Source organism: Vagococcus fluvialis bH819, assembly GCF_900163795.1.
GTDB classification, from domain to species: Bacteria; Bacillota; Bacilli; order Lactobacillales; family Vagococcaceae; genus Vagococcus; species Vagococcus fluvialis_A.
Genome location: NZ_FWFD01000003.1, coordinates 268,510 through 283,281, shown reverse-complemented (window position 1 = coordinate 283,281; position 14,772 = coordinate 268,510). Strand labels below are relative to the sequence as shown.

The 14,772-nt window shown below is 31.6% G+C and carries 18 protein-coding genes; 14 read left to right on the top strand and 4 right to left on the bottom strand.

Going from position 1 to position 14,772, the window contains the following annotated elements:
* Positions 1–52: 52 nt before the first annotated feature.
* The 3 genes from FM121_RS01620 to deoC all read left to right on the top strand — a co-directional run bounded on the left by FM121_RS01620 (position 53) and on the right by deoC (position 2,340).
* A complete protein-coding gene (locus FM121_RS01620; RefSeq protein ID WP_086950410.1) occupies positions 53–463 on the top strand; it encodes a hypothetical protein in 411 nt (136 codons plus the stop codon).
* Between the two features lie 182 nt (positions 464–645).
* The gene (locus FM121_RS01615; protein ID WP_086950409.1) at positions 646–1,581 is read left to right on the top strand and encodes a sugar-binding transcriptional regulator; all 936 of its coding nucleotides are present in this window, start codon (positions 646–648) and stop codon (positions 1,579–1,581) included.
* Between the two features lie 81 nt (positions 1,582–1,662).
* Positions 1,663–2,340: a deoxyribose-phosphate aldolase gene (gene deoC, locus FM121_RS01610; RefSeq protein ID WP_086950408.1), complete on the top strand. Its 678-nt coding sequence runs from the start codon at positions 1,663–1,665 to the stop codon at positions 2,338–2,340.
* A gap of 145 nt (positions 2,341–2,485) precedes the next feature.
* On the opposite strand, the gene FM121_RS14400 is transcribed toward deoC, so the two are convergent.
* Positions 2,486–2,644, bottom strand: coding sequence for a hypothetical protein (locus FM121_RS14400; RefSeq protein ID WP_179203768.1), 159 nt, complete (start codon positions 2,642–2,644; stop codon positions 2,486–2,488).
* Positions 2,645–2,866: 222 nt separating this feature from the next.
* Here FM121_RS14400 and FM121_RS01605 point away from each other — a divergent pair, with 222 nt between their 5' ends.
* The 5 genes from FM121_RS01605 (at position 2,867) to FM121_RS01585 (ending at position 7,450) form a co-directional block, all read left to right on the top strand.
* A complete protein-coding gene (locus FM121_RS01605; protein ID WP_086950407.1) occupies positions 2,867–3,100 on the top strand; it encodes a DUF1858 domain-containing protein in 234 nt (77 codons plus the stop codon).
* On the top strand, positions 3,100–4,386 hold the full coding sequence (locus FM121_RS01600; protein ID WP_086950406.1) for a DUF438 domain-containing protein: 1,287 nt from the start codon (positions 3,100–3,102) through the stop codon (positions 4,384–4,386). Before FM121_RS01605 ends, FM121_RS01600 begins: the two co-directional genes overlap by 1 nt.
* 372 nt (positions 4,387–4,758) lie before the next feature.
* Positions 4,759–5,571 carry a TrmB family transcriptional regulator gene (locus FM121_RS01595; protein ID WP_086950405.1) on the top strand — a complete coding sequence of 271 codons (813 nt, stop codon included), beginning with the start codon at positions 4,759–4,761 and terminating at the stop codon, positions 5,569–5,571.
* A 2-nt stretch (positions 5,572–5,573) separates the two neighbouring features.
* Positions 5,574–6,452, top strand: coding sequence for a sulfite exporter TauE/SafE family protein (locus FM121_RS01590; protein WP_086950404.1), 879 nt, complete (start codon positions 5,574–5,576; stop codon positions 6,450–6,452).
* Positions 6,453–6,469: 17 nt separating this feature from the next.
* The gene (locus FM121_RS01585) at positions 6,470–7,450 is read left to right on the top strand and encodes an ornithine cyclodeaminase family protein (protein ID WP_086950403.1); all 981 of its coding nucleotides are present in this window, start codon (positions 6,470–6,472) and stop codon (positions 7,448–7,450) included.
* Positions 7,451–7,546: 96 nt separating this feature from the next.
* On the opposite strand, the gene FM121_RS01580 is transcribed toward FM121_RS01585, so the two are convergent.
* The 3 genes from FM121_RS01580 to FM121_RS01575 form a co-directional block, all read right to left on the bottom strand.
* On the bottom strand, positions 7,547–7,996 hold the full coding sequence (locus tag FM121_RS01580) for a GNAT family N-acetyltransferase (protein ID WP_086950402.1): 450 nt from the start codon (positions 7,994–7,996) through the stop codon (positions 7,547–7,549).
* Between the two features lie 20 nt (positions 7,997–8,016).
* Positions 8,017–8,193 (bottom strand): hypothetical protein, encoded by a 177-nt coding sequence (locus FM121_RS14395; protein ID WP_179203767.1) that lies wholly within the window; start codon positions 8,191–8,193, stop codon positions 8,017–8,019.
* A gap of 87 nt (positions 8,194–8,280) precedes the next feature.
* A complete protein-coding gene (locus tag FM121_RS01575) occupies positions 8,281–8,766 on the bottom strand; it encodes an AAA family ATPase (protein WP_086950401.1) in 486 nt (161 codons plus the stop codon).
* Positions 8,767–9,024: 258 nt separating this feature from the next.
* Between FM121_RS01575 and FM121_RS01570 the strand changes: the two genes are divergently transcribed.
* Genes FM121_RS01570 through FM121_RS01545 form a run of 6 tightly spaced genes read left to right on the top strand, consistent with a single transcriptional unit; the run spans position 9,025 to position 14,772 of the window.
* Positions 9,025–9,939 (top strand): ABC transporter permease, encoded by a 915-nt coding sequence (locus FM121_RS01570; protein ID WP_086950400.1) that lies wholly within the window; start codon positions 9,025–9,027, stop codon positions 9,937–9,939.
* Between the two features lie 19 nt (positions 9,940–9,958).
* Positions 9,959–10,837 carry a carbohydrate ABC transporter permease gene (locus tag FM121_RS01565; RefSeq protein ID WP_086950399.1) on the top strand — a complete coding sequence of 293 codons (879 nt, stop codon included), beginning with the start codon at positions 9,959–9,961 and terminating at the stop codon, positions 10,835–10,837.
* A 29-nt stretch (positions 10,838–10,866) separates the two neighbouring features.
* Complete coding sequence (locus FM121_RS01560) at positions 10,867–12,474, top strand: sugar ABC transporter substrate-binding protein (RefSeq protein WP_086950398.1); 1,608 nt, start codon at positions 10,867–10,869, stop codon at positions 12,472–12,474.
* A 49-nt stretch (positions 12,475–12,523) separates the two neighbouring features.
* Positions 12,524–13,117, top strand: coding sequence for a DUF624 domain-containing protein (locus tag FM121_RS01555; RefSeq protein WP_086950397.1), 594 nt, complete (start codon positions 12,524–12,526; stop codon positions 13,115–13,117).
* Complete coding sequence (locus FM121_RS01550) at positions 13,107–14,030, top strand: acetylxylan esterase (RefSeq protein ID WP_086950396.1); 924 nt, start codon at positions 13,107–13,109, stop codon at positions 14,028–14,030. Before FM121_RS01555 ends, FM121_RS01550 begins: the two co-directional genes overlap by 11 nt.
* A complete protein-coding gene (locus tag FM121_RS01545; RefSeq protein ID WP_086950468.1) occupies positions 14,011–14,772 on the top strand; it encodes an endonuclease/exonuclease/phosphatase family protein in 762 nt (253 codons plus the stop codon). The genes FM121_RS01550 and FM121_RS01545 overlap by 20 nt, the downstream gene beginning before the upstream one ends.

Below are 14,772 nucleotides of genomic sequence, written 5' to 3'. Positions count from 1 at the left end.
ATATACATGTGTAAATAAATTATGCTATGATAAAAATAAAGGGTGATGACTCATGAAAAAAATAGCTAGAATATTCATTATTGTATTTATTTGTGTCATTACAATACTTATGCCAGTAATTTCATTTAATTTTTGGAAAGATCAACAGGATTTTTCAAAAGGAGATAAAGAAAAGACAGAAGCAATAATCAAAGTAGATAAGCATAAAGTTAAAACTTATAATTATAAGGAAAATAATTATGGAGTAGATGCTGAAAAGTCTGCTTGGCAAGATGGCGATAAAGTAACAATTTACTATTTAAAAAATAGACCAGAGATGGTTGCTGAAAATCCCTATAGTTATCACTCTAGTTTAGAAATTTTTTTCCCGTTGATTTGGTTTATCCTTTTGGGAATTGTAGTTATTAATGAAATGTACATGCGATACTTAATAAAAAAAATAGATTTAGATAGGATTGAGTAGATTAAAAAAATGTCTGAATGTGACTTCTGTTTGGACTATCTTATCAGAAAATTGACTTCTTTTTTAGCAATATTTTTTATAGTTAAGTTAAACTATGGTGTGCTTACTTAAGATATGCCATAATTAAACTCATCAGTTAGAAGTAATTTTTTTAAAGATGTTACGGTGAAAGGTGAATAATAATGAGTATAACAAAAGATCAATTAAGCGTCGAAGTTGCTAGATTATACTACCAGCTAGAGTATGGACAACAAAAAATAGCAACAGAATTAAATATTTCAAGACCGACAGTCTCTAGATTACTTAAACATGCTAAGGATAATGGATTTGTGACTATTACAATTACAGATCCTTTTAGTGAAAGAACGGTATTAGCTAGAGAAATTAAAGAAAAATTTGGATTAAAAGAAGTTGTTATCGCACAAACGCCTAGTGATAACTATGAATTGATTGTAGAACAAATTAGCTTGGAGGCTGCAAATTATCTTTCAGAAGTAGTAGCAGATGGCGATATAATTGGAATTGGATGGGGAACTACTATCTTTGAAGTAGCTAAAAAACTCCAATCTAATCAATTAAAAAATATACAAGTGGTTCAATTAAAGGGAAGCATTACTCATTCAAAAGTGACAACATTTGCTCATGAAACATTATCATTATTTGCGGATAATTACCATACAACTGGAACAGCACTGCCTTTACCAGTTATTTTTGATAATAAAGAAGTTAAAACTGTTGTCGAAAAAGATCGTCATATTCAACATATTATGAAACTTCAAGAAGAAGCAAGCATAGCGATTTATACTGTAGGAACAACAAGGGAAGAAGCATTAGTTTTTCAATTAGAATATTTGACTGAAGAGCAAAAAAATAACCTACAGAAGACAGCAGTTGGCGATATTTGTTCTCGTTTTTATAATGAAAAAGGAGAGATTGCGTCTAAAGAAGTTAATGATCGTACTATCGGAATTGAACTTTCTGAATTACCCAAAAAACGTATCTCTTTATTGGTTGCAGGAGGTGACCATAAGTTACAGGCAATTAAAGGTGCACTAAATGGAGAGTATGTTAATACACTGGTTACTGATTATTGGACGGCTAAAAAGTTAGTTATTTGAAATTATGTTCATACCCCTCTTTACATTTGTTCATAGTGGAGTTATAATTAATTTGTAAACAAATAGAGAGGAAGTATAAATATGACAAATTTAGCAAAAATGATCGATCACACAAAATTAAAAGCAGATACTACTCAAGCAGAGATAGCTACCTTAACAAGTGAGGCAAAAGAACATGGCTTTTGGTCAGTATGTATTAATCCAGTATGGATTCCATTTGCTAAAGAAGAATTAGCAGGTAGTGATGTAAAAATTTGTACGGTTATTGGTTTTCCTTTAGGTGCAAATTCTTCAAAAACTAAAGCTTTTGAAACGAATCAAGCAATTATTGATGGCGCTGATGAGGTAGACATGGTTATAAACGTTGGTGCATTAAAACAAGCGCAATATGATGTTGTTTTAGAAGATATTAAAGCTGTTGTGAATGAAGCTAGAGGGCGCGCTTTAGTTAAAGTAATTATCGAAACAGCACTTTTAACAAAAGAAGAAATTGTTAAAGTTTGCCAATTGTCAGTAGAAGCTGGAGCAAACTATGTAAAAACATCGACTGGCTTTTCAACAGCAGGAGCAATAGCTGAAAATGTTAAGTTAATGAAAGACACTGTTGGTGATAAAGCATTAGTTAAAGCGTCTGGTGGCGTTAGAACAACAGAGGATGCGGAAGCGATGGTTGCAGCAGGTGCATCACGTATTGGCGCAAGTGACGGTGTTAAAATTATCGGTGCAAAAACAAACAGCAGTGATACAAGTGGCTACTAATAATAATCAAATATCAATCTGCTCTTAATAACTGATAGGTATTACGGAAATCGTTTACTATAAATGATGTTCGTAAAAATAAGAAGAGGCTGACATTTTAGTCAGCCTCTTCTTTTTATTAATTTGAATGTCTAATTGTCACAATTTATTCTTTTTTAGATGTTTCTTTTTTTTCTTCTTCTTTTAAGCGATTAAGTATTTGATCTTTATTGTCGAATATTTTTTTTGCCCCAGCTAAAACTAATCCACTAGCTAAAAGTTTACCAAAAAGACCTGATTTACTATTTTTTTTATGATGTCCCATGTGTATCATCCTTTCATAAAATAATAAACTACTATACATATATAGTAGTATAAAAACTAAATTAAAGTCAAATGAAAACGTTCTATAAAGTAAAAACATAAAATTTTTTTAAGATAGTAATTATTAAAATATCCATATAATGTGAAGTAAAACACATTGATGTTAAGCAAATAAAGTGCTATGATAATTTCGATTGAGAATAATTATCAACGAGGTGTGTTTATGATAAAGATAAGTAAAGAAGCAACTGTTTTTGATTTGATTGAAACATATCCAAAGATCAAAGATATTTTAATAGAATTAGGATTAAATGGAGTGGAAAACCCATTGATGCTTAGAACAGCAGGGAAAAAAATGACAGTTTTTAAAGGAGCAAAAATGAAGAAAATTCCTTGGGATGACGTTGTCAATAAATTTCAAGAGAATGGCATTATTTTTGAAGAGGAGGCTGAATAATGACAAAAGAAAGAGCAGTGGAAAGACAAAAGAAATTAATTGAAATTTTAGGATTACTTCATGAAGGTGGTCATTTTGAAGAGGCTAAAAAAATGTTTGATGAGTCATTTAGTGATGTGGATGTCAGTGAAATCACTTCAGCTGAAAGAGAATTAATTGCAGGAGGTTTAGATCCGGCAGAAATTCAAAAACTGTGTACTGTTCATGCATCAGTTTTTAAAGGCGCCATCAAAGATATTCACCACTCAAACTATGAACATGAAACACCGGGACATCCAGTTCATACGTTAAAATTAGAAAATATTGTCATTAAGTCTTTATTACATGATGAACTATTGCCTTTATTTGAAAAAATCGTTAAAGGTGACTTGACGCTACAAAATAAAATAGTTACCGTTTTAGAAGATTTATACCAAATCGATACTCATTACAAACGAAAAGAAATGCTGATATTTTCTTATATGGAGAAATATGGTATCACAGCACCACCCCAAGTTATGTGGGGAGTAGATGATGATATCAGATCTGAAATCAAACAGTTAATCACTGATTTTTCTGACCCTAAATTTATTATTAATCAACTAAGAGAACCACTTTTTGAAATGGTAGAAAATGTGGATGAAATGATTTTTAAAGAAGAAGAAATTATGATTCCTATGGTATTGGAAGTTTTTAGTTTGGAAGACTGGGAAGAAATAAGTGAAAATAGTTTTGATATTGGTTTTGCTTTTATTCCTAAACCACTTATTTATAAGGCTAGTGATGCTGCTAAAGAAGTAAGTTTAGAACATGAACCAAGAAGACTTGCAGCGATTCAAGAATCCATTCAGTTTAGTCAAGCACAACAAAAGTCAATGAAGTCAGAAGAAGTAAAAGAAGAAACCGTATTTGTTAACCTTCCAACTGGAAAACTAAATATTGAAGAAATGAAAGCCATGTTTAGCGTCTTACCAGTTGATTTAACCGTTGTGGATGCAGATGATAGAGTGAGATTTTATTCAGAAGGTCCTGATAGAGTATTCCCTAGAACAACATCTGTCTTAGGCCGTGAGGTGGTCAATTGCCATCCACCAAAAAGCATGCATATGGTTGAAAAGATTTTAGAAGAATTTAAAGCAGGCACCAAAGATGATGCTGATTTTTGGATTGATTTAGGACCAAGAAAAGTATATATTCGCTACTTTGCATTGCGAGATGAGAATAAAACTTATCTAGGTTGTTTAGAAGTTACTCAAGATGTTACTAAGATTCAAGCTTTAGAAGGTCAAAAAAGATTGTTGGATTAAACAATAAGTTAGTATAAGTCCAGGTATTCCGATTTGGAATATCTGGACTTGTTTGTTTTGGAATAATGATTGAAATAGATAGGTGAATACAGAGGTAAATTAAAAAGAGAGAGAAAGTAAATAAAAAACTGTCAATGTTGATTGGGGATTAAATTATAAAATAAACCCCTGAAGAGTTCATTCTTCAGGGGTTTTTCTGGTGTGATTATTTTCGTATAAAAAGTTATTTGGGGCTATCGAACCAATAATCTAAAAACATATCTTTTAAAAGGAACCCTATTTGTAAAAGTTTTAACAAACTATTGTAAAGTTACCTTTTTCACGATATAGTAGTCACTGTAGTAGCTACTAAAAAAATAGGGGATAAAAAATATGGAAACGATTGTACAAATAATGAAAAAATATGATTTTTCTGAAATGGAAACCTTAGTCTATACCACGCTTTTAGAAAAAGGGGTGATGACTGGTTATGAGGTTAGTAAACAGTCTGGTGTGGCACGTTCTAAGGTCTATAACGTTTTGGAAAAATTAATTAAAAAGAATTTGGTTGTCGTTAATAAATCAGAACCTAAATTGTATTACGCAGTGTCATCTGAAGAATTCTTAAGTCGATTAGAGAACAATGTTAAGCAAGATTTAGCTCTTTTAGATAATCAGTTAGGTAAGATAAAGATCCAAGAAGAAGAAGAAGAGCTTCTCTGGAAATTAGAAAATTACCAAAGTGTGATGGAAAAAAGCCAACATCTAATGAAGTATGCTAAAAATAGTTTGTTGATGCAGATGTGGGAAGAAGATTTAACAAAAGAAGTGGTCAGTCTTTTACAAGAAGTAGAGGCTAATATCCCTCGTTTTGTGTTGATTCTTTTTAGTAACAACCATCATTATGATATTCCTTTGAAAAATTATTATGTTCATGGTTTTGAAGAGGAAAAATTACATGACTTTGGTTCAAGATGGATTAATATTGTGGCAGACGAAAAAGAAGTTGTCTTTGGGACGTTAGAGAGTGACGAACAAGTTATGGACGTGACGTGGACGAAGAATAAAGCCATGGTAAATCTGGCAAAAGAATATGTTAAACATGATGCTTATACATTGAAGATCATTGAAGAAAACGCAGAGACACTCAAAAATCAATACGGAGAAGAATTTGAAAGAATTAGATTGATTTATGAGGAGGACTAACGATGGTTAGAACAATATTATTAAGTTTAATAGTGATAGTAAATGGTTATTTTTTATTTGTATTTGTGAAGGATTTAATTAACAGTAAAGAAGCATTTAAGGAAGAAAAGGGAAATATGAAGGCATTACCTTTTACCTCTTTTATTATGTTTTTCTTATCTACTTTTGGTATATCAGATTTTGCAATAGGAACCGTTTTATATCCAAAACTAGGTTGGACTAGTATGAAAAAATTACCTGGAACACTTAATACTCAATGTGTTATTCCAGTAGCAGTTATGGCATTATCGTATATCTCTTCTGTTGAAGTGGGAATAAAAACGTTAGCTGTTTGTATTATCGCTCAAGTCATTGGTGCTTATGTTGGACCAAAATTTGTAGTAAGATTACCAGAAGATACAATTAAAAAATTTGTTGGTATTGGTTTAATCGTAGCAGCATTTTTAATCTTTGCTGGTCAAATGAACTGGATTCCATCAAACGGTGTGGCTAAAGAATTATATGGTGGTAAACTTGTGTTAGCAGCTGTTTTATTATTTACATACGGTGCTTTAAATAATATTGGAATTGGTTCATTCGCTTTAACAATGGTAACTGTTTATTTACTTGGTATGGACCCAATCGCAGCATTTCCAATTATGATGGGAGCTTGTACTTTTTCAGTTCCAACAGGGAGTGTTCAATTTATCAAGTTGGATCAGTATAGTCGAAGAATTACATTATTTACATCAACATTTGGTGTTCTAGGAGTTTTAGTGGCAGTATTCTTAGTAAAATCATTGAATACTTATCTCTTAAAATGGTTGGTAATTATTGTCTTAATTTATAGCTCATACACAATGCTTGTAGAGCAAAAAAAGAAAATGACACAAGAAGCATAAAGAAAGGTTGAGTTAGTATGTTATTTTTAAAAAAAGAAGATATCGAACAAAGTTTTAATATGAGGGATGCTATTGATGCGTGTAAAGAAGCATTGAAACTTTATTCAGAAGGCAAAGCTAAGGTTCCTTTAAGAACTAATATAGGGATTGATAAACAAGCCGGACAAAGTTTATATATGCCAGCTTATGTAGAGGATAATGAAGATGCTTTAGGGGTTAAGATTGTTTCTGTTTATCCTAATAATATTGAAAAAAATATTCCAAGTGTGCCTGCTACGATGATCACTTTGGATGCTGAAACAGGGATGGTTTCTGCTATCTTAGACGGCACTTACTTAACGCAATTAAGAACAGGTGCGGTTCAAGGAGCTGCAACAGAAATTTTAGCATCTGAAAAGGCAATAATTGGCGCTTTAATTGGTACAGGAGGACAAGCTGAATGTCAATTATGGGCAATGCTAACAGCAAGAGAGTTAAAAGAAATTAGAATTTTTGATATTGATTTTACAAGAGCGACAGAGTTTGCTAAAGCAATGGAAGAAAAATACAAGGTAACAATGACAGCCTGTCAAAACGTTCAAGAATGTGTAACAGATGCCGATATTATTACGAGTGTCACAACTTCTAAACGTCCTACTTTTTCAAGCGAATGGGTCAAAGAAGGAGCGCATATTAACGGTGTTGGAGCATACACTCCTGAAATGTGTGAAATTCCTAGAGAAGTAATTAAAGCTGCGGATAAAGTTATTTTCGATACAATGGATGGTGTGCTTGAAGAAGCAGGTGATTTTATTCAACCACTAGAATCAGGTTATATTTCGAGAGATCATTATGAAGGTGAATTAGGTGAAGTGGTTTTAGGCAAGGTAGCAGGTCGTAAGTCAGAAAAAGATATAACAATTTTTAAAACGGTTGGGTCAGCAGTATTAGATGTTTATGTTGCCAATCAAATTGTTAAAAAAGCAAAAGTAAATAACTTAGGTCAAGAAATAAATTAAGTAGAGACATAATTCCAAGCAAGGGTGGGTGATAAGCCCTTTTGCTTGGAATTATTTTTGTCTTTCAATATCTAATCAGTAATGTTAGTCAATACTTTAACACTCTAAAATCATAATGATTTCGCCATTTTCTTTATCGACTTTATGTGTGTTTTTAAAGCCAAAAGCTTCATAAAAGGAAAAGATACTTTGATTTTCTTTATGTGCGCTTAAAATAATCGTTTTCACAGACCAATTGTCCTTAATAAAATTAAGAATAAGCTTTAAAAATTGCGTACCATATTTTTTTCCCTGAAAATGTTGGTCAATCATAAGACGATCCAACCAAATAGACTTTTGATCCTCATTAAAATCTCCAATCATAGCAAATCCTACTAATATAGCTTCATCATATAATGCTAAAGGCATCCAATTAAATTTTTCATCAAAAGCAGCTTCCAACAATGAATCGCTATTTAATTCGATAAAATTAATTTGTTCTTTAGTGACAGAAAGATTGGCAACTAGCCGCCAATTATCTTGTGTGATTGTTTCTAAAAATAACATTTTGTTTATCTTCCACCTTATTAAAATAATTTTTTTTCAAATAGACTGTCAATATGTCCATAAGTAGTTTCACAAGTCATTAATTTATTATAACCGTATTTTTCATACAGACCAACCTCTCCGCTGACAAGGTAAACGGAATCAAATTTTTTAGTGTAAAGATAATTTTCCGCCTGTATTAATAACATTTCTGACAAACGATTTCCTCGATATTTTTTCTGCTACATTATGCCAATCTTTATGATTTATATCGAGACTTTTAAAACTCCTTATCTTTAAAATAGCTAGGTCAAATCTGCAAGTATTAACTTAATCATCTCCTCTTTCGAAATATTCTCAGAAATTATTTTTTCGTTTTCAATCCCAAGAAAGTCGTGTGGAACAAACCATTCTCTCATTTTATTAGAATTAAAATCAGTATTTTCTTTTGTATTATGTCTTTTAATCGTTTCTTCAAGTGATAAGTCATAGTAATAGGCATTAACAATGTCCGCTCTTTTTAGTGTATTTCGAAGCATTTCACCATACTTATTGCGAGCTAAAATCCCTTCAATGATGATGTGTTCACAATTTTTTATACCATAGTCAATCATTGTCTCTATTAGACCAATTGCCAAGTTCATCGGTTTATCTTTTACTTTTAGCATGGTTCGTCTAACACAATCTTGAGAAATTAATAAATTTCCAGGACCTAAAATATCATGAAGTTCATTAGCTACAGTTGTTTTTCCGCTACCTGAATTACCTCGTATTAAAATAATTTTTGACATGTAAGTCTCCCCTTTTGGATATAGTTTAACAAAAATATCAGTATTTTATAAGTTGCTTCTTTGTATAATTATATATTTTCTGAAAAGTATCTGAAAGCCTTTTAATAATAAGGTTTATAGATGTTTTAGAGTTTAAAAGAAACGTTTCAATGAAAAAAATTAAAAAAACGACATAAAATCAGTTGAAAACGGTTTATATATATGATATTATCTATTTGTCGAAACGTTTCACCAAATTAGAAAGGAGGCTTTACTTTGATGAAATCAAAGTTTAATCGGTTTTTATCTCAATGGCAATTACAATGGATGGTTCTTCCTGGAATCGCTTTTATGATTGTTTTTAATTATATTCCAATTTATGGGATATCTATCGCATTCAAAAACTACACAGTTGTCGATAGTGTTTCTAGCGCAAATTGGGTAGGATTAGAAAATTTCAGAATTATTTTTGAAGATACATTCTTTTGGGAAGCTGTAAGAAATACTTTAGCAATTAGTTTATTAAAACTTGCGTTAGGTTTCTTTATTCCAATCGCTTTAGCTATTATGATTTATGAGATGAAGGACGGAAAGCTCAAGAAAACAATCCAAACTATCTCCTACATTCCCCATTTCTTTTCATGGATAGTTTTAGGAGGAATGATGATTAGTTGGTTATCAACTTCAGGATTCTTTAATCAATTACTGATGTCTGTTGGGTTAATGGACAAAGGTGTGAATCACTTGCTTGAACCAAGCAAATATTGGTGGATAGCAGTATTCTCTGATTTATGGAAAGAAGTTGGTTGGGGAACGATTCTCTATCTAGCAGGTATGTCTAAAATTGATCCAACTTACTATGAAGCAGCAAGAATTGATGGTGCAAGTAAATTAACACAAATCAGAAAAATCACTTTACCATTGTTAACACCCATTATTTCCCTTAACTTAATTTTAGCAGTTAGTGGCATTTTAGGTTCTAACCTTGATCAAACATTTGTACTGATGAATTCACAAAACCAAAATCGTTCGGAAGTTATTAACTCATTTGTTTATAAAATGGGTATCACACAAGGTGATTTCTCATACGCAACGGCAGTTGGTTTAGGTGTTTCTGTTATCTCAATTATCTTGTTACTAGTGACCAATAAAGTGACGAAGAAAATGAATAACGGTCAATCAGTTATCTTGTAAAAAATGGAGGTGAACTAAAATGCATAAGAGAAAACAAGAAAATCGAACATTTAATATTATTAATACCACTCTACTTGTCCTTTTTGCTTTAATTATTATCGTGCCACTTTGGAATATCGTGGTTTCTTCTTTAAGTGCAGGAGCAGGAACGGGAAGCTCAGGATTAGTGCTAATCCCTAAAGACTTTACCTTGGAAAATTATAAAAAGGTATTAACAGATGAGAGCATTCCAAGAGCGCTAATTATTTCTATTTTGAAAACAGTTATCGGAGCTTTTACCCATGTAGCATTTTGTGCGGTATTTGCCTACGCTTTAAGTAAACAAAAATTAGCAGGAAGAAGTATCTACACAATGATGGGTGTTATTACCATGTATTTTAGTGGTGGTATGATTCCTACATATCTATTAATTAAATCATTAGGTTTATTAGATACTTTTTGGGTATATATTATTCCAGGATTGTTTAGTTATTACGATGTAGTAATTTTAATGAACTTCTTTAGAGATGTTCCACCATCACTCGAAGAATCAGCTAAAATTGATGGTGCTTCGGAATTTACAATCTTTAGAAAAATATATGTTCCACTATCAAAACCAGCCTTAGCAACTATTCTTTTATTTAATGGAGTGGCTCAGTGGAATGATTTCATGACAACTAAATTATATGTAACAAATGAGAAATTATATCCATTACAAATGAAAATTTATGAAATAATCGTTCAATCTAATATGAATTCTATGTCTAACAGTGGTAGTACAGACGTGATCGTTGAATCCAGTACAAAAGGTGTTCAACTGGCAACGATTGTTATTACGACTATACCAATTTTAATTATTTATCCATTGTTACAAAAACATTTTATGGGTGGCATGATGGCGGGAGCCGTTAAAGAATAATAAACATAATAAGAAGGGTGAAAAAATAAATGAAAAAAGTAGTTCTTGGTTTATTAACAGCAACATTGGCACTAACATTAGCAGCATGTGGTGGCGATAAAAAAGATGAGGGTAAAGATTTTAGCATTAAAGATCGTTATGAATTAGATGCCAAAACACCAGCTTGGAAATTAGACAAGAAAAAAGAAACAACAGAATTAACTTGGTATATTAATGCTGATTGGAAAATGACACCATTTGGAACAGATGCTACAACGAAAAAAATTAAAGAAGATTTAAATATTGATGTGAAATTTGTAACCGGAGATGACGCTAAATTAAATGCTTTAATTTCTAGTGGTGACTTACCTGATATCGTAACATTAATGAAAAAAGATACTCCTGCTGGAAACAAAGCGGATAAATGGGCGTATTCTTTAAATGAATTAGCAGAAAAATATGATCCTTACTTAAATACAGTTGTAACAAAAGATACATTCAATTGGTTTGCTTTAGAAGATGGTAAAACATACGGCTATCCAAACTACTCAAATACTCAAAAAGATTATGATAACAATGTGATTCCAGCAAATGATGCGTTTGTTATTAGAAAAGATGTTTATGAAAAATTAGGCAAACCATCAATTTCTTCACCATCAGATTTCCAAAAAGTGATGGGAGATATCAAAAAAGAGTATCCTGAGTTAACACCATTTGGTTTCCCACCAGTTAAAGAAGAAGGTGGACCATTTGAAAGAATTTTACAAGACTTCATCGGTGTACCTTTAGAAACAAAAGATGGTAAGTTTAACGAACGTAGTCTAGATCCTGAATACAAAGAGTGGTTACATGCTATTAATAAAGTTTATCAAGACGGCAATATTACAGATGATAGCTTTACAGATGATGGAGACACTTACAAAGAAAAACTTAAAAAAGGAAACTACGCAATTGTTTTTGCTAATGGATTCAATGGTTCAGTTGGAGAATTCCAAGACTTTAAAAATAAAGGTGAATCAGAATACATGGCAATTGACGGACCAAAAAGTACAACTGACCGTGAAATTATGTTAAACCAAACAGGTATCTCAGGTTGGTTAGTAAATCATATTTCTAAAAATGCTAAAGATCCAGCTAAAGCAACACAGTTATTTACTTATTTGATTAGCGAAGAAGGTCAAATTTTAACTAAATTTGGCGTTGAAGGTGAAACCTTTAAATATAATGACGATAAAAAAGTTGAAATTTTACCAGAAGTTAAAGAGTTAGAAAAAACAAATCCTGAAGAATATCGTAAATCATATGGTTTAAGTGCATTTAACTTCTTTAATAATGACCGCATGAACTTACTTAAAGAACCAGAAGATAGTGCTGTAACCCAAATGCAAGAATGGGGTAAAGGGAAATTAGTTCCTCACTTTATCATTGAAAATACAACGCCAGAAGCAGGTTCAAAAGAAGCGCGTTCAGAAACAGCAATTAAAACAAAATATGACACAGCAGTTATTTCATTAATTCGTTCTAAAACAGATAACGATTTTGAAAAAACGTATAAAGAATATGTTGAATTTACAGAGAAAAATAATATTGACGATGTAAACAAAGCTAAAACAGAAATTATGAAATCGAACAAAGAAAAATTAGGCATAAAAGACTAGAAAGGAGAAGGTGGGGAAAGTCTAACTTTACCCACCTTTTGTAATAGATATGAAAAATATATTATCAATAGATGGTTGGTACTTTAGAGTATTTTCTAAATTAGCTAATTTGGTGTTACTTAATTTAATATTTGTAATTTCCATTATTCCAGTAGTGACGATTGGACCAGCTTTTATTGCTTTAGTGTTGTCTTTAAAAGAATTAAAACAAGATGGCACATTAGCAGTTTTTAGAGTATATAGTGGTTACTTTAAGGATAATTTAAAGAGAGGGATTATTTTATCTTTAGTAGAATTAATCAGCTTCTTGATACCTAGCTCTCTTATTTATATTAGTTTACAATATGTTCCTCTATTAAGTACGTTGTTGATGATTCTTTTTTCATTTGTATTACTGCTATTAGTCATGTTTCCGTTGGTTTATAGTTTAAAAAGGATGTCTTTAAAACAAGCTTTTCATAAAACATTAGAGTTTGTCACTGTTAGAATTGCTTATGCTATTGCTTGTTTTATTGTCCCAGTGATTATTACTTTTATTAGTTTGAAATATTCTATTATTTTTATTTTTTTAATAGGAATTGCTTTGATTGTTTACCTTCAAATTCATCTGTTGAGCAAAGGGGGCTTGCTCGATGAAGCCTAAAGAGTACTGGTTAAACGAACAAAAATTATCAAAAGAGTTACCGTTAGATTTAGAATATCAAAAAAGATGTTTTCCTAGTTCGATTGCCTCTGTTTATGATATTTCTTATACAAGTCTGTATGATGAAACCATTTATGGATGGTTGATTGAACCTAAAAATAAAAAAAATTATCCCCTCATTATAGAGTATATTGGCTATATGAATCATTTAGACTCTCCCTTGCAATTTATGCATTGGCTGAGTATTGGTTGTGGTGTACTAGTTACAGATTCTAGAGGGCAAGGTGGACGAACAAAAGATACTCATCCTTACCAGACTTTCTCAGAATCACGATTAATGGCTTGTGGTTTTTTAGATAAAGATGATTTTTATTTAAGAAGGCTGTATTGGGATGCCTTACGATTACTTGATGTTTCTCAAGAATTACCTTTAGTAGATAAGGAAAACATCTTTATTCATGGAACAAGTCAAGGTGGAGGCATTGGCCTTTTTGCCAATAGCTTCTCACTGTATCCAATTAAATACGGTTTTTACGATGTTCCTAGTCACAGCAATCTACTAAATAGAGTAGCACAAGGGACAGGTTCTTATCAGGGAATCCATGATTACTTGAAGGAAAATACAATAGATTATGAACAAGTAGAAAACGACTTAAATTATTTCGATATTAAAAATTTTGTTGAAGAAATAACTAACCCCGTTCTTGTGTCAGTAGGGGAAAATGACCCGATATGCCCGAAAGAAGACTTTTTAGTCTCTTATCAAAAAATAAAAGCGTTTAAAGAATTAACAAGTTATCCAGAATCAGGTCATGGTGGCGGTGGCTTGAAACATACAGAAAAAATTTTACAGTATTTAATGAAAGAAATAGATGGTGATTTACATGAGAGACATTCAAGTAGCAACTTATAATGTTAGAACTGATACAGATTTTGACCAAGATTGGTCTTGGGATTACCGAAAAGAGCAAGTTATAAAGCTAATAAATTATCACAATTGGGATATTTTAGGTGTGCAAGAACTTAGACCAAATCAAGTAGCAGACTTTTACAGATTAGTTGATTATTCTAGTTTTACTCGAGAAAGAGAAGGGGATAATTCGGATGAAGGCTTAGGTATCTACTATAAAAAAGAATCATTTGATTGTTTAGATGAAGGTTTCTTCTGGCTATCTGATACCCCTTTTGAATCAAGTATTCATCCAGAAGCAGGCTGTAAAAGAATTGCTTTATGGATAGTATTACAAGATAAAAAAAGTCAGCAAGAATTTTTAGTTATTAATACTCATTTGGATCATATATCTGAACAAGCAAGACAAATGGGAATGAAGGTTTTACTTGAAGTACTCGATGAAAAAATTAAAGTTTATCCAACGATTCTTTTAGGTGATTTTAATGCTGAAAGAAGTGAGCCGTTACATACAGAATTAAAACAAATTTTTGATTATCCAGAAGATGATAAAAATATCTTCCACTACGGTCCAAAGGGAACCTTTCAAGATTTTAACTATGAGATAGCGTGGAAGGACTTACAAAAAATAGATTATATCCTTTATAAAGAGATGAATTGTATTAAACAAGGGGTACTAACTGACTCTTGTGATCGGAGATTTCCATCTGATCATTTTCCAGTTGTAACCACATTTAAAATTTAA